Origin of the sequence: Streptomyces sp. NPDC021012 (genome assembly GCF_044333355.1) — a bacterium.
GTDB lineage: Bacteria > Actinomycetota > Actinomycetes > Streptomycetales > Streptomycetaceae > Streptomyces.
On record NZ_JBIRQU010000001.1, the window covers coordinates 671,464 to 690,507 of the forward strand.

Below are 19,044 nucleotides of genomic sequence, written 5' to 3' on the forward strand. Positions count from 1 at the left end.
TCAACATGGCATCTGCATTCGAGTACGCGCCGGCGCCGGAGTCGCGCTCGGTCGTCGACATCGCGCCGAACTACGGCCTGTTCATCGACGGCGAGTTCGTCGACGCCACCGACGGCAAGGTCTTCAAGACGGTCTCCCCGTCCTCCGAGGAGGTCCTCTCCGAGATCGCCCAGGCGGGCGCCGAGGACGTCGACCGCGCGGTGAAGGCCGCCCGCAAGGCCTTCGAGAAGTGGTCGGCGCTGCCCGGTTCCGAGCGCGCCAAGTACCTCTTCCGCATCGCCCGGATCATCCAGGAGCGCAGCCGCGAGCTGGCCGTCCTGGAGACCCTGGACAACGGCAAGCCGATCAAGGAGACCCGCGACGCGGACCTCCCCCTGGTCGCGGCGCACTTCTTCTACTACGCGGGCTGGGCCGACAAGCTCGACCACGCGGGCTACGGCGCGAACCCGCGTCCGCTGGGCGTGGCCGGCCAGGTCATCCCGTGGAACTTCCCGCTGCTCATGCTGGCGTGGAAGATCGCCCCGGCGCTCGCGACCGGCAACACGGTCGTCCTGAAGCCGGCCGAGACGACCCCGCTCTCCGCGCTGTTCTTCGCGGACATCTGCCGCCAGGCGGGTCTGCCGAAGGGCGTCGTCAACATCCTTCCCGGGTACGGGGAGACGGGCGCGGCCCTCGTCGCGCACCCGGACGTGAACAAGGTCGCCTTCACCGGTTCGACCGCCGTCGGCAAGGCCATCGCGCGCTCGGTCGCCGGCACAAACAAGAAGGTGACCCTGGAGCTGGGCGGCAAGGGCGCCAACATCGTCTTCGACGACGCCCCCATCGACCAGGCCGTCGAGGGCATCGTCAACGGCATCTTCTTCAACCAGGGCCAGGTCTGCTGCGCGGGCTCGCGCCTCCTGGTCCAGGAGTCGATCCAGGACGAGCTGCTCGACTCCCTCAAGCGCCGCCTGAGCACCCTCCGCCTGGGCGACCCGCTCGACAAGAACACCGACATCGGCGCCATCAACTCCTCGGAGCAGCTGGCCCGCATCACCTCGCTCGTGGAGCAGGGCGAGGCGGAGGGCGCCGAGCGCTGGACCGCCGCGTGCGAGCTCCCGTCGGCCGGTTACTGGTTCGCCCCGACGCTTTTCACGAACGTGACGCAGGCGCACCGCATCGCCCGCGACGAGATCTTCGGCCCGGTCCTGTCGGTGCTGTCCTTCCGTACGCCCGACGAGGCCGTCGCGAAGGCCAACAACAGCCAGTACGGCCTGTCGGCCGGCATCTGGACGGAGAAGGGCTCCCGCATCCTCGCGGTCGCCAACAAGCTCCGGGCCGGTGTCGTCTGGGCCAACACGTTCAACAAGTTCGACCCGACCTCGCCCTTCGGCGGCTACAAGGAGTCGGGCTTCGGCCGCGAGGGCGGCCGCCACGGTCTGGAGGCCTACCTCGATGTCTGATCAGACGCGCCTCAGTGTCTTCAAGACCTACAAGCTGTACGTCGGGGGCAAGTTCCCCCGCTCCGAGAGCGGCCGGGTGTACGAGGTGAGCGACTCGAAGGGCAAGTGGCTGGCGAACGCGCCGCTCTCCTCCCGCAAGGACGCGCGTGACGCGGTCGTCGCCGCCCGCAAGGCCTTCGGCGGCTGGGCGGGCGCGACCGCGTACAACCGCGGCCAGATCCTCTACCGCGTCGCCGAGATGCTGGAGGGCCGCCGGGACCAGTTCGTCCGCGAGGTCGGCGAGGCCGAGGGCCTGTCGAAGTCGAAGGCGGCCGCGGTCGTCGACGCGGCGATCGACCGCTGGGTCTGGTACGCGGGCTGGACCGACAAGATCGCCCAGGTCGTGGGCGGCGCGAACCCGGTGGCGGGCCCGTACTTCAACCTGTCGACCCCGGAGCCGACGGGCGTCGTGACGGTGATCGCCCCCCAGGAGTCGTCCTTCCTGGGTCTGGTCTCGGTGATCGCCCCGGCGATCGCGACGGGCAACACGGTCGTGGTCATCGCCTCGGAGAAGTCCCCGCTCCCCGCCCTCTCCCTGGGCGAGGTCCTGGCCACCTCCGACCTGCCCGGCGGCGTGGTCAACATCCTCTCCGGCAAGGCCTCCGAGATGGGCCCGCACCTGGCGGCCCACCAGGACGTCAACGCGATCGACCTGACGGGCGCGGACGCCGATCTGGCCCGTGACCTGGAGATCGCGGCCGCGGACAACCTGAAGCGCGTCCTGCGCCCCCGCACCGAGGACTTCGCCGAGTCCCCGGGCACGGAGCGCATGACCGCGTTCCTGGAGACGAAGACGGTCTGGCACCCGACGGGCAGCCTGGGCGCGAGCGGCTCCTCGTACTAGGACCCCCATGACGGACGGCCCCCGGGAGCACCCGCTCCCGGGGGCCGTCCGTCATGCGCCGGAGCGTTCGATCAGCCCGGCCACCCCGTCGAGGACGCAGTCGAGCCCCGTCTCGAACAGCCACGCCGCGTCGTCCTTGCGGGCCGCGCCGAGCGCGTACGCCCGGTAGGTCGGGTAGCGGCCGGTGCCGAGCAGGTACGTCATCTGCGGGGCGAGCCCCCGGCGGGTCTCGTCGGCGTTCTCCCAGCCCTGCTCCTTCATGTACAGGGCGACGGCGACCTCCGCCTGCACGGCCCCGTGCACATACGCGCCGACCGCGCGGAACGCGGCCATCATCGTGTCGACGTCGAGGCCCAGGCCGTCGAGCAAGGCCAGCTGCCTCTCGGCCGCCGCCAGCCGGTTCGGGGTGAGGGCGAAGAGCGGGGTCGGCAGCTGGGCGAGCCAGGGGTGGCGCAGCATCCCCTCGCGGGTGCGGTGCGCGTGGGTCCGCAGGGTGTCCCGCCAGCCCTCGCCGGCCGCCGGGGGCTCCATCTCGGTCGAGACCCGGTCGACCATGAGGGCCCACAGCTCGTCCTTGCCGTCGACGTGCCGGTACGCGGCCATGGGCGCGACGCCCAGTTCGGCGGCGACCTTCCGCATGGTGACGGCGGCGAACCCCTCGCGGTCCGCGATCCCGATCGCGACCTCGGCGATCCGGCCCGGGGTGAGGGACGCCCTGGGCGCCGCGGGCCGATCGAGCCGCTCCCACAGCGAGACGCGCTCCGTCTCGTCCTTCTTCGCCACTCCGGCCTCCTCGTGTCGCGTACAGCGTATGCCTTGTGGACGCCGTACACATCGACGTGTACGTTGTACACACATCGGTGTACAACGTACACAACCGCGCGATCCAGGGGGACCCATGAGCACTCCGCTCCGCCTCGCCGTCATCCAGGGCTCGACCCGCGCCAAGAAGCCGTACGGAGCCTGACCGTGACCGACCAGCGAAAGCCGCTCCCCTACCCGGGCCTCTTCGGGCTCATGCTCGGCATGGTCCTCGGCGCCCTCGACGGCACGATCGTCGGCACCGCGCTCCCGACCGTCGCCGGCGAACTCGGCGGCCTCGACCGGCTGTCCTGGGTGGTCACCGCCTACCTCCTCACCGCCGCCGTCACCACGCCCCTGTGGGGCAAGGCCGGCGACCTGTACGGACGCAAGGGCGCCTACCTCTCCGCCATCGCCGTCTTCCTCGCCGGCTCCGGCCTCTCCGGCCTCGCCCGGAACATGGACCAGCTCATCGCCTTCCGCGCCCTCCAGGGCATCGGCGCCGGCGGCCTGATGGTCGGCGCCTTCGCCCTGATCGGCACCGCCGTCTCCCCGCAGGACAGCCCCAAGGTCCAGGCGATCATCGGCGCGATGCTCCCGGCCGCCTTCGCCGGCGGCCCGCTCCTCGGCGGACTGCTCACCGACCACCTGAACTGGCGCTGGGCCTTCTACGTCAACCTGCCCGTCGGCATCGCCGCGCTGCTGCTCGTCTCCCTCGGGCTGCGCGTCCGCACCCCGCGCGTCCGGGCCCGCGCGGACATCGCCGGGGCGCTGCTCCTCACCACCGGAATCCTCGCCCTGACCCTGCTCGCGACCTGGGGCGGAAGGCGGTACGCCTGGACCTCGCCCGGGATCCTCGCCCTGGTCGCGACCGCCGCCGCCGCGCTCGCCCTGTTCGTCAGGACCGAGCGGCGCGCCGCGGAGCCGGTGATCCCGCCCCGGCTGTTCCACAGCCGGAACTTCACCCTCGCGCAGATCCTGAGCCTCCTGGTCGGCGCGGGCATGCTCGCCGCGATGAACTACCTGCCGCAGTACTTCCAGTTCGTCCGCGGCGGGACGTCCACGGCGAGCGGACTGCTCCTGCTGCCGCTCATGCTCGGCATGGTCGCCGTCCAGCTCGTCACGGGCCGGCTGATCGCCCGGAACGGCCGCTACCGGATCTACCCCGTCCTCGGCGGCGGGACCATGACCGCGGGCGCGCTCGCCCTGCTCCTGCTCGACGTGGACACCCCGACGGCCGTCGCGTCCGCGCTCACCGCGGTCCTGGGCGCCGGCATGGGCTTCCTCATGCAGTCGACCCTGCTCATCACGATGTACAGCGCCCCGCCCCGGGACATGGGCGCGGCGAGCGGCACCGTCACGCTCGTCCGCACCCTCGGCGGCTCCCTCGGCGTCGCGGCCCTCGGCGCGGTCTTCACCGCGCGCCTCGCGGGGACCGACCCGAACCTGACCCCGGCCCAGGCCGCACGACTGCCGGAGCCGGTACGGGAGGGCCTGCGGGCGGCGGTGACCGACGGGGTGCACGGGGTGCTGCTCGGCACGGCGGTGCTCGCCGCCCTGGCGTTCGCGGCGGCCTGGCTCGTCCGCGAGGTCCCCCTGCGGAACGCTACGGGAGCAGACCCTTCGCCAGCGGCCCCGCGAGCGGCAGATCGGCCACGGCCCCGCCCTTCGTGACGTGGTCGGTGACCAGGTTCGTGCCGACCGGCTTGAAGTCGGCGACCTGGGTGCCGAGCCCGTTGTCCAGCGGGTCGACCCCGGTGTTGGCCAGCGGGTCGAGCTGGAGCCGTGTCAGCGGGCCCACGCCGTGCGTGACGCCCTCCAGCGCGCCCGCCCCGGCCGAGGCGGCGTCCGTCCTGGTCAGCGAGTCGACGGGGAGCGGCACCGGGGCGGCGGCCTGCGCGGCGGCCCCCGCGCCGAGCATCGCGGCGCCCGCCGCCGTGACGGTGAGACCGGCCTTGAGGAGGGCGCCTCGGCGGGGGGTCCGGGGCTCTGCGTGACGCGCCATGAAGATCCTTCCAGGGGGTGAGCGGGCGGGCACCGACAGTAGTCGAGGTGTGATGCTCGATACCAACGGCCTCCCTCGGTGGTCCCCTGGACGGGGGAATGCCTCACACTGGTGTCCCGTGAGTTCCCCATCGATCCCGACCCGGGTCGTCCTGCTCGCGGGCCCCTCCGGCTCCGGCAAGTCGTCCCTCGCCGCCGTCGCCGGCCTTCCGGTCCTGCGCCTCGACGACTTCTACAAAGAGGCCGACGACCCCTCGCTGCCCCTCGTCGAGGGCTCCACGGACATCGACTGGGACTCCCCGGGGTCCTGGGACGCGGACGCCGCCGTCGCCGCGATCGTCGAGCTGTGCCGTACGGGACGGACCGACGTCCCCGTGTACGACATCGCCACCAGCTCCCGCGTGGGCCGCGAGCCGCTCGACATCGCGCGGACCCCGCTCTTCGTGGCGGAGGGCATCTTCGCGGCCGAGATCGTCACCCGCTGCCGCGAGCTCGACGTCCTCGCGGACGCGCTGTGCCTGCGCGGCCGCCCCTCGACGACGTTCCGCCGCCGACTCCTCCGCGACCTCCGCGAGGGCCGCAAGTCCGTCCCGTTCCTGCTGCGCCGCGGCTGGCGCCTGATGCGCGCCGAGCGCGCCATCGTCGCCCGCCAGACCTCCCTGGGCGCCCACCCCTGCGCCAAACCGGAGGCCCTGGGCCGCCTGGCGGCAGCGGCGGCGGGCCGCCACCGCACCCCGGTCTAGCCACCACGCACGAAGCGGGCCGTACGAGACCCCCCGGACTCGTACGACCCGCTTCGCGTTTCCCCGTACCCCCGTACGGTTCCCCCGTGTTCCCCCGTCCCGGCGAAGACCCCCGTGTCCCCCGTGGGTCCCTTCCGGGCACGTTCCCCCCGACCTTCAGGCCACCAGCTCGCCGAAGGACTCCTCCTCGTCACGGCCGAAGCTCAGCACCTCGTCCTCGCGCAGTCGCCGCAGCGAGCGCCAGATGCTCGACTTCACCGTGCCGACACTGATGTCCAGGATCTCCGCGATCTCCGGATCGGTCCGGCCCTCGTAGTAGCGCAGCACCAGCATCGTCCGCTGGAGCTCGGGCAGGCGGGCCAGGGCCTGCCACAGGACCGCGCGCAGCTCCGTGCCCCGCATCGCGTCCGTCTCGCCGACCGTCTCCGGCAGCTCCTCGGTCGGGTACTCGTTGAGCTTGCGCCGGCGCCAGGCGCTGATGTGCAGGTTCGTCATGGTGCGACGCAGGTAGCCGCCCACGGCCGCCTTGTCGCTGATCCGGTCCCAGGCGCGGTACGTGGAGAACAGCGCGCTCTGGAGCAGGTCCTCGGCCTCGAAACGGTCACCGGTGAGGTGGTAGGCGGTGGCGTACAGGGAGGCACGACGCTCCTGCACGTAAGCCGTGAACTCGGCTTCCGAGCAGCTCGTGCGCTCCCCCGTGACCTCCCCGTACGCCGCTCCCCCGTCAGCAACGGCCACCATGTGCGGCGCCTTGCGCTGACGCCCGACAGTCCGAACGCACCCCCGCCCGTTCACACCGCCGGACTTCTCGTTGCTCCGCACGACGTCGTGGAGACGCGTGACAACTGCGCTTGAGGTGGTGCTGTGCAGTGCGTTCATCTCGCGCCCCCCGTCGGTTGGAGTGTGTTTCGGTCCGTGTGCCAAGAAGCTTGCCCCCCGGACTTCATGGCGTTGTCCGTCGACTGTCACAGCCGTGTCACAGGGGACGGTGACAGAAGCGAGTCCATAGCGAGTCCGTGAGCGGTCGATCTCGGACGGCCGAATGGGCCAGAATGACGACGTGCCTTTTCTGCTGCTGATCGAGGACGACGACGCCATCCGCACGGCCCTCGAACTCTCCCTGTCCCGGCAGGGCCACCGGGTGGCCACCGCCGCGACGGGCGAGGACGGGCTCCAGCTGCTGCGCGAGCAGCGGCCGGACCTGGTCGTGCTCGACGTCATGCTGCCCGGCATCGACGGCTTCGAGGTCTGCCGGCGCATCCGCCGGACCGACCAGCTGCCGATCATCCTGCTGACCGCCCGCAGTGACGACATCGACGTGGTCGTCGGCCTGGAGTCCGGCGCCGACGACTACGTCGTGAAGCCGGTGCAGGGGCGGGTGCTCGACGCCCGCATCCGGGCCGTGCTGCGGCGCGGGGAGCGCGAGTCGACGGACTCGGCGACGTACGGCTCGCTGGTGATCGACCGTTCGGCGATGACCGTCACCAAGAACGGCGAGGACCTCCAGCTCACCCCGACCGAGCTGCGGCTGCTCCTGGAGCTGAGCCGGCGGCCCGGACAGGCGCTGTCCCGGCAGCAGTTGCTGCGGCTCGTGTGGGAGCACGACTACCTGGGCGACTCGCGGCTCGTCGACGCCTGTGTGCAGCGGCTGCGCGCCAAGGTGGAGGACGTGCCGTCCTCGCCGACGCTGATCCGCACCGTCCGCGGGGTCGGCTACCGGCTGGACGTCCCTGCGTGAGCAAGGGGATCTACGCACGGCTGCGGCTGTCGAGCCTGCGGCTCCGGCTCGTCGTCGTCTTCGCCCTCGTCGCGCTCACCGCGGCCGTCGCCGCCTCCGGCATCGCGTACTGGCTGAACCGCGAGGCGGTGCTGACGCGCACCCAGGACGGGGCGCTCAACGACTTCCGGCAGGAGATGCAGAACCGGGCGGCGACGCTGCCGCTCCGGCCCACCCAGGACGACCTGCGGCGGACGGCCGAGCAGATGGCGAGCGGCAGCGCCGCCCAGTACCAGGTGCTGCTGCTCGGCGAGCGGGCCGCGGGCAAGCCGATCGTGGGCGCCTCGGACCCGGACGACTTCACGCTGGCCGACGTGCCGCGCCCGCTGCGGGAGGCCGTGGACACGAAGCGGCCGGTGACGGACGCCAACGCGTACCCGTACCACCTGTTCTGGCAGCGTACGGAGCGGAACGGGACGCCGTACCTGGTCGGCGGGACGCGGATCGACGGCGGCGGGCCCGCCGGGTACATGTTCAAGTCGCTGGCGGCCGAGAAGGCCGATCTGAACTCGCTCGGCTGGTCGTTGGGGATCGCCACCGCGCTCGCCGTGGCCGGCTCGGTGCTGCTCGCGCAGGTCGCGGCGACGACCGTGCTGCGCCCGGTGCACCGGCTCGGCGAGGCGGCCCGGCAGCTCGGCGAGGGGAAGCTCGACACCCGGCTGCGGGTCACCGGCGCCGACGAACTGGCCGACCTGTCCCGTACGTTCAACAGCGCGGCCGAGTCGCTGCAGACGAAGGTCGAGGAGATGAGCGCGCGGGAGGAGTCCTCCCGGCGGTTCGTCGCCGACATGTCGCACGAGCTGCGGACCCCGCTGACCGCCCTGACGGCCGTCACCGAGGTCCTGGAGGACGAGCAGGACTCCCTGGACCCGATGATCGCCCCGGCGGTGGCGCTCGTGGTGAGCGAGACCCGGCGCCTCAACGACCTGGTGGAGAACCTGATGGAGGTGACCCGCTTCGACGCGGGCACCGCGCGGCTCGTCCTCGACGACGTGGACATCGCGGACCAGATCACCGCGTGCATCGACGCGCGGGCCTGGCTCGACGCGGTGGAGCTCGACGCGGAGCGCGGGATCGTCGCGCCGCTCGACCCGCGCCGCCTCGACGTGATCCTCGCGAACCTGATCGGGAACGCGCTCAAGCACGGCGGCTCCCCGGTGCGGGTCTCGGTGCGCACCGAGGAGGACGAGCTGGTCATCGCGGTCCGCGACCACGGCCCCGGCATCCCGGAGGAAGTCCTCCCCCACGTCTTCGACCGCTTCTACAAGGCGAGCGCCTCCCGGCCGCGGTCCGACGGCAGCGGGCTCGGCCTGTCGATCGCCATGGAGAACGCGCTGATCCACGGCGGTTCGATCACGGCGTCGAACTCGGTCGGCGAGGACGGAACGGTCGACGGCGCGGTGTTCGTGCTGCGGCTGCCGCTGGACGCCTCGGGGATCACCCGCGAGGTGCAGACCCGCAGCAGCCAGGGCGAGGTGGAGGAAGCGTGAGGCGTCGTGCCCTTGTCCCGGCGGTCGCGCTGACCGCCCTGCTCGCCGGCTGCGGCATCCGGACCACCTCGGTCCCGGTCGACGCGGGCGCGGCCCCGTCCCGGGTCCCGTGCAGCGTGACCGACGACGGTGCGGCGGAGACGGCGGCGCAGGGCGTGCCGGTCCGGGTGTTCCTGGTCTGCGGCTCGCAGCTGGAGGCGGTGGACCGCCGGTCGCCGCTGCCGGAGGAGAAGGCGGGCGGCGACCCGGTGCGGACGGCCGGGGGGCTCCTCGCCCAGCTGCTCGACGACCCCTCGGACGCCGAGCGGCAGGCCGGTTTCACGACCGAGGTCCGCGGGCCGCTGACGGTCGGCGGCGGGCGCGCCGGCGATCCTTCGGGCACGCTGCGGCTGAGCCGCCAGCCGGAGGACCTCGCGCCGACGGCGCTCTCCCAGCTCGTCTGCACCTTCGCGGAGAGCTCGGCGGGGGCGGGCGGTCACACGGTCCTCCTCGGCGGCCCCGGCAAGTACCCCCCGAAGCGCTACCGCTGCACCCCGGACCTCCGCGAACGCCCGGACTCCACCCCACCGACGACCCCACCGTCCTGAGCCCCGCCGTGTGGGGCCCGCGCCCGCGCGGGACGGCGCGCTCCGCCCGGGGCTTCGCCCCCGCCCCGTGTGGTGCCCGCACCCGCCTGGGGCTTCGCCCCCCGCCCGTGTGGGCCGCGCGCCCGGCGGGGCGGTGCCCTCCGCCACCTGCCCGTGTGGGCAATCGTCCCGCTGGGGCGGGACGGGTGGGCACACGGGACGGCGCCCTCTAGCGGCGCCTCCGCGTTCCGGGCCTGGACCCGCACCACGTTGTGCGCCGTGCACGGGGTGCGGGTTCAGGCGCGTAAGCCTCTGGCGCCGGCAAGGGCGCCGTTCCGTTGTGCCCACCCGTTCCGCCCCAGCGGAACGATTGCCCACAACGGGGGCGGGGCGCAGCCCACAACGGCGGGGGGGCGGCAAAGGCGCAGCCGATGGCGTGCGCGTGCGGAACCGATTCCGCTGTGCGGTGCGTCTTGGGGGGCGTGCAGCGTCAAGGTTCGGGCGGCCAGGCCGCCGTGGTCGTCCGCGTGGCGGGGTTCGTGCTCCTCGTCGCGCATCTGCTGCTCGTCGCGTGGCTCACCCTGCGCCCACGGGACGTCGCCTGGGTGACCCCGCCGAACACGATCCCGCTGCACGGCCTGCGGGCCGATCTCGCGCTCGGGGGCACCGAGGCCGCCCGGCTGATCGGCGAGGGCCTGCTGCTCCTGGCCCCGCTCGGGGTGCTGCTGCCGATGGCCGACGGGCGGCTGCACGTCTCCGGGTGGGCCTCCCTGATCCGTACGACCGCCGCCGGCGCGCTCGTGTCGCTGGCCGTGGAGCTGCTCCAGACCGCGGTGCCGGGGCAGGTCGTGGACGTGGACTCCGTCCTCCTCAACACGGCGGGCGTCGCGCTCGCGCATCTCCTGGTGGTCCCGGCCGGCCGGACCCGGCTGCGCCGCAGGGGGGAGGCGGGGCGTCGGGCCTCCGGCCCTCAGGGTGCGACCCCGAAGATTTCCAGGGTCCCGATCGCCCCGTAGTCGGACGCTTCGTCCCCCTTCACGACGGCAGTATGGAGTCATCGGGAGCCCGGAGGAGCGGCTCCCGGACCGACTCCGAAGGAGCCCACCATGGCCGCACTGACCCGCCCCCGTGACGGACGCGTGCTCGGCGGAGTGTGCGCGGCGCTGGCCCGGCGCTTCGGCACCACCCCGTGGACGATGCGTCTGATCTTCCTGGTCTCGTGCCTGCTGCCGGGACCGCAGTTCCTGATCTACCTGGCCCTGTGGGTCTTCCTGCCCTCGGAGAAGACCACGGCCTCGGCCTGGTAGCGGCAGCCCGTACGGACGCCGAAGGGGCGCGTACCCGGAGTTCCGGGTGCGCGCCCCTTCGGGGTGTACGGCGGGGGTCAGCCGAGCGGCAGACCGTTCAGCGGCAGGCCGCCGAGGAGGCCGCCGAGCGGGGTGGAGCCGAGGGCGCCGGTCGCGGCACCGAGCGGAGCGTTCTGGGTGGCCTGGCCGGCGGCGGCCGGGAGGGTCTTCACGCCCTGACCGAGGCCCTGGCCGAGGGCGCCCTGTCCGGCTCCGAGGGCCTCGGTGGCGCCGTCGGGGAGCGTGGTGAGGCCGTCACCCAGCGGGGTGGCCTGGGTCACCGTGCCCAGCGCGTCGGCGTCGAGCGGCAGGGAGGACGCCGCGGAGGCCGTGCCGGCGGCGGTGACGGCGAACGCGGCACCGAGAGCGGCGACACCGAGCTTCTTGGCGGCAGACTGCTTCATCTGAAAATCTTCCTTGGGGCTTGGGGAATCCGGGGCTTCGGGAAAGCCAGGAGGGAAAATCCTGTGGAACCAGGCAACCTGGGAATGCAGAGCGGCTCTGCAAGCTAACCAGTGAACGTCGCCTCCGCAAACACCGGAAAGCGGCCGGGTGTCGTACCGCCCCGGCCGCTCCCACCCCCTCCGCGGGGCGCCCTTCAGCCCGCCGTGCGGGAAGACTCGCTGGTCGTGGCCGTCTGCTGGAACAGCCATTCGGACTTCAGCTCGGCATATCCGGGCTTGATCACCTCGTTGATCATGGCGAGTCGTTCATCGAAAGGAATGAACGCTGATTTCATCGCATTGACCGTGAACCACTGCATGTCGTCGAGCGTGTAATCGAATGCCTCGGTCAGCAGCTCGAATTCACGGCTCATGCTCGTCCCGCTCATGAGGCGGTTGTCGGTGTTGACCGTGGCCCGGAAGTGGAGCCTGCGGAGCAGCCCGATGGGGTGCTCGGCGAACGAGGCGGCGGCGCCGGTCTGGAGGTTGGAGGAGGGGCACATCTCCAGCGGGATGCGCTTGTCGCGGACGTAGGCCGCGAGACGGCCCAGGCGGACCGAGCCGTCGTCGGCGACCTCGATGTCGTCGATGATCCGGACGCCGTGGCCGAGCCGGTCGGCGCCGCACCACTGGAGCGCCTGCCAGATCGAGGGCAGCCCGAAGGCCTCGCCCGCGTGGATCGTGAAGTGGTTGTTCTCCCGCTTGAGGTACTCGAAGGCGTCGAGGTGGCGGGTGGGCGGGTAGCCGGCCTCGGCGCCGGCGATGTCGAAGCCGACGACGCCGGAGTCGCGGTAGCGGTTGGCGAGTTCGGCGATCTCCAGGGCGCGGGCGGCGTGCCGCATGGCGGTGAGCAGGGCGCCGACCCGGATGCGGTGGCCGTTGGCCCTGGCCTGCCGCTCGCCCTCGCGGAAGCCCTCGTTGACGGCCTCCACGACCTCTTCGAGGGTGAGGCCGCCCTCCAGGTGCTGCTCGGGGGCGTAGCGCACCTCGGCGTAGACGACGCCGTCCTCGGCGAGGTCGACGGCGCACTCGGCGGCGACGCGGAAGAGGGCGTCCCGGGTCTGCATGACGGCGCAGGTGTGCGCGAAGGTCTCCAGGTAGCGCTCCAGGGAGCCGGAGTCGGCGGCTTCGCGGAACCAGATGCCGAGCTTGTCGGGCTCCGTCTCGGGGAGCTGCTCGTAGCCCTGTTCCCGGGCGAGTTCGATGATCGTGCCGGGGCGCAGTCCGCCGTCGAGGTGGTCGTGGAGCAGCACCTTCGGGGCACGGCGGATCTGGTCCGCGGTGGGGGCGTTGGGGGTCTGGCTCGTCATTTCCGCACTCTAGCCCCTACGCGCGTAGAACGGCGGTCGTGGCGCAGGATTTCTCGTGGCGGCGCGGGGACGGCCCCGCCTAGCCTGCCCGTATGACCTCTCCCACGCCCGCGGCCGAACTCCCGCGCATCCACCGCTTCCTGACCGGCTTCCACCGCCGACAGGCGGCCCGTACGGTCGAGTTCCCCAACGCCGTGGCGGTGCTCGACGACGCCTACCGGCACTCCCGGGGCAACAACCACGTGCTCGCCTACGGGGCCGTGGACCCGGAGGCGCTGGCCGGGTACGCGGACGAGGCGCAGAGCCATCTCCCGTACCGCTTCGCGTACGTCCTCGACGAGACGGTCGCCGCCGCGTGCCTGGCGCCGATGGAGCGGGCCGGGTTCCGGCACGCGACCACGATGATCATGGCGCACACCGGGCCGGTGCCGGAGCACGGCGGGGCGCGCGAGGTCGACTTCGACGAGCTGCGCGGCCCGGTCACCGCATCCTGGCCGCGCTTCGACCCTGAGGCGCCGCCGGAGCACATCCGCGATCTGGTCGAGCGGCGGCTGGCGCGGCGGCGCGGGGCCGACGTCGTGCGGTTCTTCGCCGCGTACACGCCGGAGGGCGAGGTGGCCGCCTGGGTCGACCTGTACATGAACCCGGCGACGGGGGTGGCGCAGGTCGAGGACCTGGTCACCGCGGAGGCCCACCTCGGCCGGGGCTACGCCGGGAAGGTGCTGGACACGGCCCTGCACGAGGCCGCCTCGGCGGGCTGCACGACCCGCTTCCTCACCGCGGACCCGACGAACTGGCCGCATCACTGGTACCGCCGCAAGGGTTTCACCCCCGTGAGTTCGGTCTCCCGCTTCCACCGCCCTTCCTGAGCACGGCTGTTCGAGCCACGGATCGGCGATACGTAACAGAGACCGCGCGTACGGCTGTCGTACACCTCCGCTTCTGAGACTGTTCTGTTATGGCGCACTACGCACTCGTAGGACCGTCCGAAACCCGGCGACCCCGGCTCGGACGCCCCGTTGGAGTTTCCCGGACGGCGGCGGAGGTGGGCGGCGTGGTGCTGCTCCTGCCGGACGGCGAGCCGGAGTCGGCCCGGCGGGCCTCCCCGCGGGCGCATGCGGCGATGATCCCGCTGGGCCGGGAGCTGGCGCGCGCGGGGCGGTCCGAGGGGCTCGCCGTGCACGTGGTGCACTACCGGGCGCGCGGCTGGAACGGGACGGACGCGGCCCTCATGAGGGACACCACCTGGGCGGTCGCGGAGGCGGTACGGCTCTACGGCGACGTCCCCCTCTGCCTCGTCGGGCACGGGATGGGCGCGCGGGCGGCGCTGCGGGCGGCCGGGCATCCGGCGGTCGGCGCGGTGCTCGCGCTCGCCCCGTGGCTGCCGGAGGACGACGTGGCGGCCGAGCCGGAGCCGGTGCGGCAGCTGGTGGGGCGCAAGGTGCTGCTGGTGCACGGCACGAACGACGCGCGGACGGATCCCGAGCTGTCGTTCCGGTTCGCCGAGCGGGCGAAGAAGGCCAACCGGGACACCTGCCGCTTCGAGGTGCACTCGGACGGTCACGCGCTGCGCCAGTACGCGGCCGAGGTCCGCGCCCTCGCCGCGGACTTCGTGCTCGGCACCCTCTTCGCCCGGCCGGTCGCCCGCCCCGTGACCGACGCGATGGCCGCTCCCCCGCCGCTCGGGCTTCGGATGCCGCTGGCGGCGGGGTTCGGGGAGTCCAGGAACGGCTCACGCAAGCGGTGACGGCTCCTTCGGGAGCAGGTGGCCGCGCCTGCTGAGCAGGAACTTCTTGAAGGCGGCCACCGGGGCCGTGTCCGGGTGGCCGTCCAGCCAGGCGACGCCGATCTCGCGGACCGCGCGCGGCGCGGTGACGGTGAGCTCGACGACGCCGGGCCGTGGGACGGCGGGCGGAGGCAGCAGGGCGACGCCGAGCCCGGCGGCGACCAGGCCGCGCAGGGTCTCGGCCTCCTCGCCCTCGAAGGCGACCCGGGGCTTGAAGCCGGCCTCCGCGCACAGGTCGTCGGTGATGCGGCGGAGCCCGTACCCCGGCTCCAGGGTCACGAAGGTCTCCTCCGCGGCCTCGGCGAGCCGCACCCGCTTGCGGCCCGCGAGCCGGTGGTCGTCCGGGACGACGAGCCGCAGCCGCTGCTCGTCGAGGCGCCGGGCCACCAGATCGGGGGCGTCCGGCACCGGGGAGGTCAGGCAGAGGTCGAGGTCCCCGGCCCGCAGCCGCTCGATCATGGCCTCGCCGTAGTTCTGGACGAGGGTGAAGCGGATCCGGGGGTGGTCGACGCGGAAGGCGCGGATGAGCCCGGGGACGGTCTCGGAGCCCATCGTGTGGAGGAAGCCGAAGGCGACCCGCCCGGCCGTCGGGTCGGCGTCGGCCCGTACGGTGTCGGCGGCCCGCTCCACCTCGGCGAGGGCCCGCTCGGCGGCGGTGAGGAAGCGCCGGCCGGCCGGGGTGAGGGAGACCGTGCGGCCGCGCCGGGCGAAGAGGGTCACGCCGAGGTCCTGTTCGAGCCGGACCATGGCCCGCGAGAGCGTCGACTGCGGCACGCCCATCTCGGCCGCGGCGCGGGTCACGTGCTCGTGCCGGGCGACGGCGGCGAAGTACGCGAGCCGCGGCGCGAGCAGCAGTCCCATGTCTTCTTCGTTACTGTTCGGTGACAGGCGAGGCTGTGACCTGTACTCATGCACCATGGGAACGATTACAGCAGTTCCGTGCATTGGACGCATGAACTGGACCGGCCTACGTTCGTGACATGCCTTCCGCCAGTACCAAGGCGGCCGCCACCACCGCGTCCGCCGACACCCGCCTCGCCCCCGGTGCCCCCGGCTACCGCCGGATGAGCCTCGCGCTCTTCGCCGCCGGACTGGCCGCCTTCGCCCTCCTCTACTCCACGCAGGCCCTCCTCCCGGCCATCTCGGCCGAGTTCGGCGCCACCGCCTCCGCCGCCTCCTGGACGGTCTCCGCCGCGACCGGCGCCCTCGCCCTCTGCGTCCTGCCGTTCAGCGCCCTCTCGGAGCGCTTCGGGCGGCGCGCGATGATGACGGCCTCCCTCTCGGTCGCGGTCGCCGTGGCGCTCCTGGTGCCGCTCGCCCCGAACCTGGACTCCCTGATCGCGCTGCGCGCGGTCCAGGGCGCCGCGCTCGCCGGCCTCCCGGCCTCCGCGATGGCCTACCTCGCGGAGGAGGTGCGGCCCCGGGCGCTGATCGCCGCGATCGGCCTGTTCGTCGCGGGCAACTCGATCGGCGGCATGAGCGGCCGCATCGTGACCGGCTGGGTGGCGCAGATGTGGGGCTGGCGCGCGGGTCTGGCCGCCGTCGGCCTGACCTCCCTGGTGTGCGCGCTCGCCTTCCGGGCGCTGCTCCCGAAGGCCCGGCACTTCACGCCCGGCACGCTGAACCCGAAGGCGCTCGCCCGGACGGTCCGCGGCCACCTCGCGGACCCGCTGCTGATGCGGCTGTACGTGATCGGCGCGCTGTTCATGACCGTGTTCGGCGCCGTGTACACGGTGATCGGCTACCGCCTGGTGGAGGCCCCGTTCTCGCTGCCGCAGGGCGTGATCGGCTCGATCTTCCTGGTCTACCTGGTCGGTACGGTCTCCTCGGCGGCGGCCGGCAAGCTCGTCGGACGCCTCGGCCGGCGCGGCGCGCTCTACCTGGCGGTCTCCACGACGGCGGCGGGCCTGCTGCTCTCCCTCTCGGACTCCCTCGCCCCGGTCCTCGCGGGCCTGGTCCTGATCACCGCCGGTTTCTTCGCCGGTCACGCGGTCGCCTCCTCCTCGGTGAGCCGCACGGCGAAGACGGGCCGCGCGCAGGCCTCGGCCCTCTACCAGTCGGCGTACTACCTGGGCAGCAGCGCGGGCGGCACGCTCGGCGCGATCGCCTTCCACGCCGGCGGCTGGGCGGGCACGGTCCTGATCGGCCTGGTCGCGGTCCTCGGGGTCGTCTCGGTCACCCTGTACGGCTCGCACAGCGCGCGCATGCAGGCGCGGCGCCTGCACCCCGCGGCGGCGTAGGCGGTCTCCCGCTCCCGCCCCGCAACCGTCAGACTCCCCCGTACGTCCTCAAACACAGGGACTCTAGGGGGAGTTGACGATCATGAAGCGAATCACGCAACGGATAGGCAGGAGGGCGGGCATCGCCGCCGGCATCACCTCGCTCGTGGTGCCGATGACGATCGCGCTCGGTACGGCCCCGGCGCAGGCGGCGTCCTGCAACGTGACGACGGGGCCGTACCAGAAGCAGGTGGAGAAGTTCCTCGGGCGGACCGTCGACGGGCGCCAGTCGCTCGGCGACTGTCAGGCCATCCAGGCCTTCCAGGCCAAGCACGGCATCACCCCGACCATGGGGTACGCGGGGACGGTCACCTGGCGCACCATGAACACGATGATCCAGCAGAGGGCGGCCGGCACCAACCCCAACCGCGCGGGCGCCTGCCCGACCAACCGCGGCCGCATCGCCTGCGTCGACCTGACCCGCCAGCTCAGCTGGATCCAGGACGGCGCGCGCCTGAAGTACGGCCCGGTCCCGGTCCGCACCGGCAAGGACGGCACCGAGACCCGTACCGGCTCCAAGAAGATCTACTGGCGGAACATCAACCACTGGTCCACGCTCTACCACGTCTCCATGCCGTACTCGCAGTTCTTCGACGGCGGCCAGGCCTTCCACTCGACCACCAAGTCCATGTGGAACCCGCCGGGCTCCGGCGGCTGCGTCAACATGCGGCCCGCGGACGCGAAGGCGTACTGGAACCTGCTCCGGAACGGGGACGACGTCTTCGTCTACGGCCGCAAGCCGGGAACCTGAGCCCCACTGTCAGTGCCCTGCGGTAGCTTCCCTCTCACCGGCACCGAACGGGCCGGTGAGGGGCGAGTGGGATGTGGACCCGATGAGTGGCACAGCGACCGCGACGACCGAAGAACTCGACAAGTACCGCAGGGAGCTCACCGGTTACTGCTACCGGATGCTCGGATCCTCCTTCGAGGCGGAGGACGCGGTGCAGGACACCATGGTCCGCGCCTGGAAGGCCATGGACTCCTTCGAGGGCCGCTCCTCGCTGCGGTCCTGGCTGTACCGGATCGCCACCAACGTCTGCCTGGACGCGCTGAACGCGGGGAACAGGAGGGCACGGCCCATGGACCTGACCGGGCCGACGCCCGTCGCGCAGGCGCAGCTCGTGAAGCAGCCGGAGATCACCTGGCTGGAGCCGATCCCGGACGGGCGGGTGATGCCCTCGGCGGGCGACCCGGCGGAGACGGCGCTGTCCCGGGAGTCCGTGCGGCTCGCGTTCGTGGCCGCGCTCCAGCACCTGCCGCCCAAGCAGCGGGCCGTGCTCATCCTGCGCGAGGTGCTCGCCTGGAAGGCCGGCGAGGTCGCCGAGCTCCTCGGCACCTCCGTCGCCTCGGTCAACAGCGCCCTGCAGCGGGCCCGCGCGACCATCGCCGAGCAGGCGCCGGCCGCCTCCGACGCGGCGGACCCGCTGGACGAGGACCAGCAGGCGCTCCTGGAGCGGTACGTCACCGCCTTCGAGGGCTACGACATGAAGGCGCTGACCGCGCTCCTCCACGAGGACGCGACGATGTCCATGCCGCCGTACGACCTGTGGCTCCAGGGCCACGAGAACATCGTGGGCTGGATGCTGGGCGTCGGCGAGGCCTGCTCGGGCTCGAAGCTGGTGCCGACCGTGGCGAACGGCTCCCCGGCCTTCGCCCAGTACCACCCGGACCCGGCGGGCGGCTTCAGCCCGTGGGCGCTGATCGTCCTGGAGCTGCGGGACGGCAAGATCGCCGGGATGGACTTCTTCCTGGACACCGAGCGCTGGTTCCCGCTCTTCGAGCTGCCGGCGCGGCTAGAGGCCTAGGGTCTCGGCGAGACCGGTGAGCAGGAGCAGGGTCCGCAGCTCGGGCCCCGCTCCCTCGAACCGGATCCTGTGCCCCTGCCGCCCGGCGGCGAGCTTCAGCCGGGCGAGGGCGTCGACGGCGTCGAAATCGGCGCGCACGAGGGCGCCGACCTCGCACACGACCTCGCCCGGCGGGGCGGCGGCGAGCTCGGCACAGAGCCGGGCCAGCTCCTCCCGGGTGGGGTGGGCGGGCAGGGTCACGACAAAGGGCTGACTGGTGTCCACGCCCCTCTGACCGTCGGCATGCCCGGAACTCATCGCTAGGGCCTGTCTGCCCCTTCGCGTCGGATCAGGCCGGGTCGTCCGGTGCGTGCGATCGGCGTGCGGCCG

General features: G+C 72.7%; 21 protein-coding genes. 14 read left to right on the plus strand and 7 right to left on the minus strand.

The window, feature by feature from the left end; translation table 11 throughout:
• Positions 1-5 precede the first annotated feature (5 nt).
• Positions 6-1,442 (plus strand): aldehyde dehydrogenase family protein, encoded by a 1,437-nt coding sequence (locus ACH4TP_RS03060; RefSeq protein ID WP_398435422.1) that lies wholly within the window; start codon positions 6-8, stop codon positions 1,440-1,442.
• Positions 1,435-2,325 carry an aldehyde dehydrogenase family protein gene (locus ACH4TP_RS03065; protein ID WP_389220427.1) on the plus strand — a complete coding sequence of 297 codons (891 nt, stop codon included), beginning with the start codon at positions 1,435-1,437 and terminating at the stop codon, positions 2,323-2,325. The genes ACH4TP_RS03060 and ACH4TP_RS03065 overlap by 8 nt, the downstream gene beginning before the upstream one ends.
• A gap of 51 nt (positions 2,326-2,376) precedes the next feature.
• On the opposite strand, the gene ACH4TP_RS03070 is transcribed toward ACH4TP_RS03065, so the two are convergent.
• Entirely contained in the window at positions 2,377-3,108 is a 732-nt protein-coding gene (locus ACH4TP_RS03070; RefSeq protein ID WP_398435423.1) for a TetR/AcrR family transcriptional regulator, read from the minus strand.
• 234 nt (positions 3,109-3,342) lie between these two features.
• Here ACH4TP_RS03070 and ACH4TP_RS03075 point away from each other — a divergent pair, with 234 nt between their 5' ends.
• Positions 3,343-4,800, plus strand: coding sequence for an MDR family MFS transporter (locus tag ACH4TP_RS03075; RefSeq protein ID WP_398435774.1), 1,458 nt, complete (start codon positions 3,343-3,345; stop codon positions 4,798-4,800).
• Here ACH4TP_RS03075 and ACH4TP_RS03080 read toward each other — a convergent pair.
• A complete protein-coding gene (locus ACH4TP_RS03080; protein ID WP_389220439.1) occupies positions 4,733-5,131 on the minus strand; it encodes a hypothetical protein in 399 nt (132 codons plus the stop codon). The two genes, ACH4TP_RS03075 and ACH4TP_RS03080, sit on opposite strands and share 68 nt — an antisense overlap.
• Positions 5,132-5,183: 52 nt before the next feature.
• Here ACH4TP_RS03080 and ACH4TP_RS03085 point away from each other — a divergent pair, with 52 nt between their 5' ends.
• On the plus strand, positions 5,184-5,873 hold the full coding sequence (locus tag ACH4TP_RS03085; protein WP_398187025.1) for an ATP-binding protein: 690 nt from the start codon (positions 5,184-5,186) through the stop codon (positions 5,871-5,873).
• 156 nt (positions 5,874-6,029) lie between these two features.
• Here the strand turns inward: ACH4TP_RS03085 and ACH4TP_RS03090 are convergent, their stop codons facing one another.
• The gene (locus ACH4TP_RS03090; protein WP_398187028.1) at positions 6,030-6,752 is read right to left on the minus strand and encodes a SigE family RNA polymerase sigma factor; all 723 of its coding nucleotides are present in this window, start codon (positions 6,750-6,752) and stop codon (positions 6,030-6,032) included.
• A 181-nt stretch (positions 6,753-6,933) separates the two neighbouring features.
• Between ACH4TP_RS03090 and afsQ1 the strand changes: the two genes are divergently transcribed.
• From afsQ1 to ACH4TP_RS03115, 5 genes are all read left to right on the plus strand, one after another.
• On the plus strand, positions 6,934-7,611 hold the full coding sequence (afsQ1, locus tag ACH4TP_RS03095) for a two-component system response regulator AfsQ1 (RefSeq protein ID WP_017239746.1): 678 nt from the start codon (positions 6,934-6,936) through the stop codon (positions 7,609-7,611).
• Positions 7,608-9,140, plus strand: a complete 1,533-nt coding sequence (locus ACH4TP_RS03100; RefSeq protein ID WP_398187031.1) for an ATP-binding protein — start codon at positions 7,608-7,610, stop codon at positions 9,138-9,140. The genes afsQ1 and ACH4TP_RS03100 overlap by 4 nt, the downstream gene beginning before the upstream one ends.
• Positions 9,137-9,727, plus strand: a complete 591-nt coding sequence (locus tag ACH4TP_RS03105; protein ID WP_398187034.1) for a hypothetical protein — start codon at positions 9,137-9,139, stop codon at positions 9,725-9,727. Before ACH4TP_RS03100 ends, ACH4TP_RS03105 begins: the two co-directional genes overlap by 4 nt.
• 410 nt (positions 9,728-10,137) lie before the next feature.
• On the plus strand, positions 10,138-10,722 hold the full coding sequence (locus ACH4TP_RS03110) for a VanZ family protein (protein ID WP_398435424.1): 585 nt from the start codon (positions 10,138-10,140) through the stop codon (positions 10,720-10,722).
• A 90-nt stretch (positions 10,723-10,812) separates the two neighbouring features.
• The gene (locus ACH4TP_RS03115) at positions 10,813-11,013 is read left to right on the plus strand and encodes a PspC domain-containing protein (RefSeq protein WP_398435425.1); all 201 of its coding nucleotides are present in this window, start codon (positions 10,813-10,815) and stop codon (positions 11,011-11,013) included.
• Between the two features lie 77 nt (positions 11,014-11,090).
• On the opposite strand, the gene ACH4TP_RS03120 is transcribed toward ACH4TP_RS03115, so the two are convergent.
• Both ACH4TP_RS03120 and ACH4TP_RS03125 read right to left on the minus strand, forming a co-directional pair.
• The gene (locus tag ACH4TP_RS03120) at positions 11,091-11,456 is read right to left on the minus strand and encodes a hypothetical protein (RefSeq protein WP_389220458.1); all 366 of its coding nucleotides are present in this window, start codon (positions 11,454-11,456) and stop codon (positions 11,091-11,093) included.
• A 194-nt stretch (positions 11,457-11,650) separates the two neighbouring features.
• Positions 11,651-12,805 carry an adenosine deaminase gene (locus ACH4TP_RS03125; RefSeq protein ID WP_389220461.1) on the minus strand — a complete coding sequence of 385 codons (1,155 nt, stop codon included), beginning with the start codon at positions 12,803-12,805 and terminating at the stop codon, positions 11,651-11,653.
• Positions 12,806-12,897: 92 nt separating this feature from the next.
• Here ACH4TP_RS03125 and ACH4TP_RS03130 point away from each other — a divergent pair, with 92 nt between their 5' ends.
• Both ACH4TP_RS03130 and ACH4TP_RS03135 read left to right on the plus strand, forming a co-directional pair.
• Positions 12,898-13,674 carry a GNAT family N-acetyltransferase gene (locus ACH4TP_RS03130; RefSeq protein ID WP_398435426.1) on the plus strand — a complete coding sequence of 259 codons (777 nt, stop codon included), beginning with the start codon at positions 12,898-12,900 and terminating at the stop codon, positions 13,672-13,674.
• Between the two features lie 89 nt (positions 13,675-13,763).
• Entirely contained in the window at positions 13,764-14,552 is a 789-nt protein-coding gene (locus tag ACH4TP_RS03135) for an alpha/beta hydrolase (RefSeq protein ID WP_398187048.1), read from the plus strand.
• On the opposite strand, the gene ACH4TP_RS03140 is transcribed toward ACH4TP_RS03135, so the two are convergent.
• On the minus strand, positions 14,538-15,509 hold the full coding sequence (locus ACH4TP_RS03140) for a LysR family transcriptional regulator (protein ID WP_389220470.1): 972 nt from the start codon (positions 15,507-15,509) through the stop codon (positions 14,538-14,540). The genes ACH4TP_RS03135 and ACH4TP_RS03140 overlap by 15 nt on opposite strands.
• A gap of 62 nt (positions 15,510-15,571) precedes the next feature.
• Between ACH4TP_RS03140 and ACH4TP_RS03145 the strand changes: the two genes are divergently transcribed.
• The 3 genes from ACH4TP_RS03145 (at position 15,572) to ACH4TP_RS03155 (ending at position 18,675) form a co-directional block, all read left to right on the plus strand.
• On the plus strand, positions 15,572-16,831 hold the full coding sequence (locus ACH4TP_RS03145) for an MFS transporter (RefSeq protein WP_398435428.1): 1,260 nt from the start codon (positions 15,572-15,574) through the stop codon (positions 16,829-16,831).
• Between the two features lie 82 nt (positions 16,832-16,913).
• On the plus strand, positions 16,914-17,621 hold the full coding sequence (locus ACH4TP_RS03150) for a L,D-transpeptidase family protein (RefSeq protein ID WP_398435430.1): 708 nt from the start codon (positions 16,914-16,916) through the stop codon (positions 17,619-17,621).
• Between the two features lie 82 nt (positions 17,622-17,703).
• Entirely contained in the window at positions 17,704-18,675 is a 972-nt protein-coding gene (locus ACH4TP_RS03155; protein WP_398187058.1) for a sigma-70 family RNA polymerase sigma factor, read from the plus strand.
• Here the strand turns inward: ACH4TP_RS03155 and ACH4TP_RS03160 are convergent.
• Positions 18,664-18,915: an STAS domain-containing protein gene (locus tag ACH4TP_RS03160; RefSeq protein WP_398435431.1), complete on the minus strand. Its 252-nt coding sequence runs from the start codon at positions 18,913-18,915 to the stop codon at positions 18,664-18,666. The two genes, ACH4TP_RS03155 and ACH4TP_RS03160, sit on opposite strands and share 12 nt — an antisense overlap.
• Between the last annotated feature and the right edge of the window lie 129 nt (positions 18,916-19,044).

Bases quoted from the DNA above. Each gene is read 5' to 3' on its own strand.
- ACH4TP_RS03060 (WP_398435422.1), top strand. From the start codon at position 6: ATGGCATCTGCATTCGAGTACGCGCCGGCGCCGGAGTCGCGCTCGGTC.
- ACH4TP_RS03065 (WP_389220427.1), top strand. From the start codon at position 1,435: ATGTCTGATCAGACGCGCCTCAGTGTCTTCAAGACCTACAAGCTGTAC.
- ACH4TP_RS03075 (WP_398435774.1), top strand. From the start codon at position 3,343: ATGCTCGGCATGGTCCTCGGCGCCCTCGACGGCACGATCGTCGGCACC.
- ACH4TP_RS03080 (WP_389220439.1), bottom strand. From the start codon at position 5,131: ATGGCGCGTCACGCAGAGCCCCGGACCCCCCGCCGAGGCGCCCTCCTC.
- ACH4TP_RS03085 (WP_398187025.1), top strand. From the start codon at position 5,184: ATGCTCGATACCAACGGCCTCCCTCGGTGGTCCCCTGGACGGGGGAAT.
- ACH4TP_RS03090 (WP_398187028.1), bottom strand. From the start codon at position 6,752: ATGAACGCACTGCACAGCACCACCTCAAGCGCAGTTGTCACGCGTCTC.
- ACH4TP_RS03110 (WP_398435424.1), top strand. From the start codon at position 10,138: ATGGCGTGCGCGTGCGGAACCGATTCCGCTGTGCGGTGCGTCTTGGGG.
- ACH4TP_RS03115 (WP_398435425.1), top strand. From the start codon at position 10,813: ATGGCCGCACTGACCCGCCCCCGTGACGGACGCGTGCTCGGCGGAGTG.
- ACH4TP_RS03120 (WP_389220458.1), bottom strand. From the start codon at position 11,456: ATGAAGCAGTCTGCCGCCAAGAAGCTCGGTGTCGCCGCTCTCGGTGCC.
- ACH4TP_RS03125 (WP_389220461.1), bottom strand. From the start codon at position 12,805: ATGACGAGCCAGACCCCCAACGCCCCCACCGCGGACCAGATCCGCCGT.
- ACH4TP_RS03130 (WP_398435426.1), top strand. From the start codon at position 12,898: ATGACCTCTCCCACGCCCGCGGCCGAACTCCCGCGCATCCACCGCTTC.
- ACH4TP_RS03135 (WP_398187048.1), top strand. From the start codon at position 13,764: ATGGCGCACTACGCACTCGTAGGACCGTCCGAAACCCGGCGACCCCGG.
- ACH4TP_RS03140 (WP_389220470.1), bottom strand. From the start codon at position 15,509: ATGGTGCATGAGTACAGGTCACAGCCTCGCCTGTCACCGAACAGTAAC.
- ACH4TP_RS03145 (WP_398435428.1), top strand. From the start codon at position 15,572: ATGCCTTCCGCCAGTACCAAGGCGGCCGCCACCACCGCGTCCGCCGAC.
- ACH4TP_RS03150 (WP_398435430.1), top strand. From the start codon at position 16,914: ATGAAGCGAATCACGCAACGGATAGGCAGGAGGGCGGGCATCGCCGCC.
- ACH4TP_RS03155 (WP_398187058.1), top strand. From the start codon at position 17,704: ATGAGTGGCACAGCGACCGCGACGACCGAAGAACTCGACAAGTACCGC.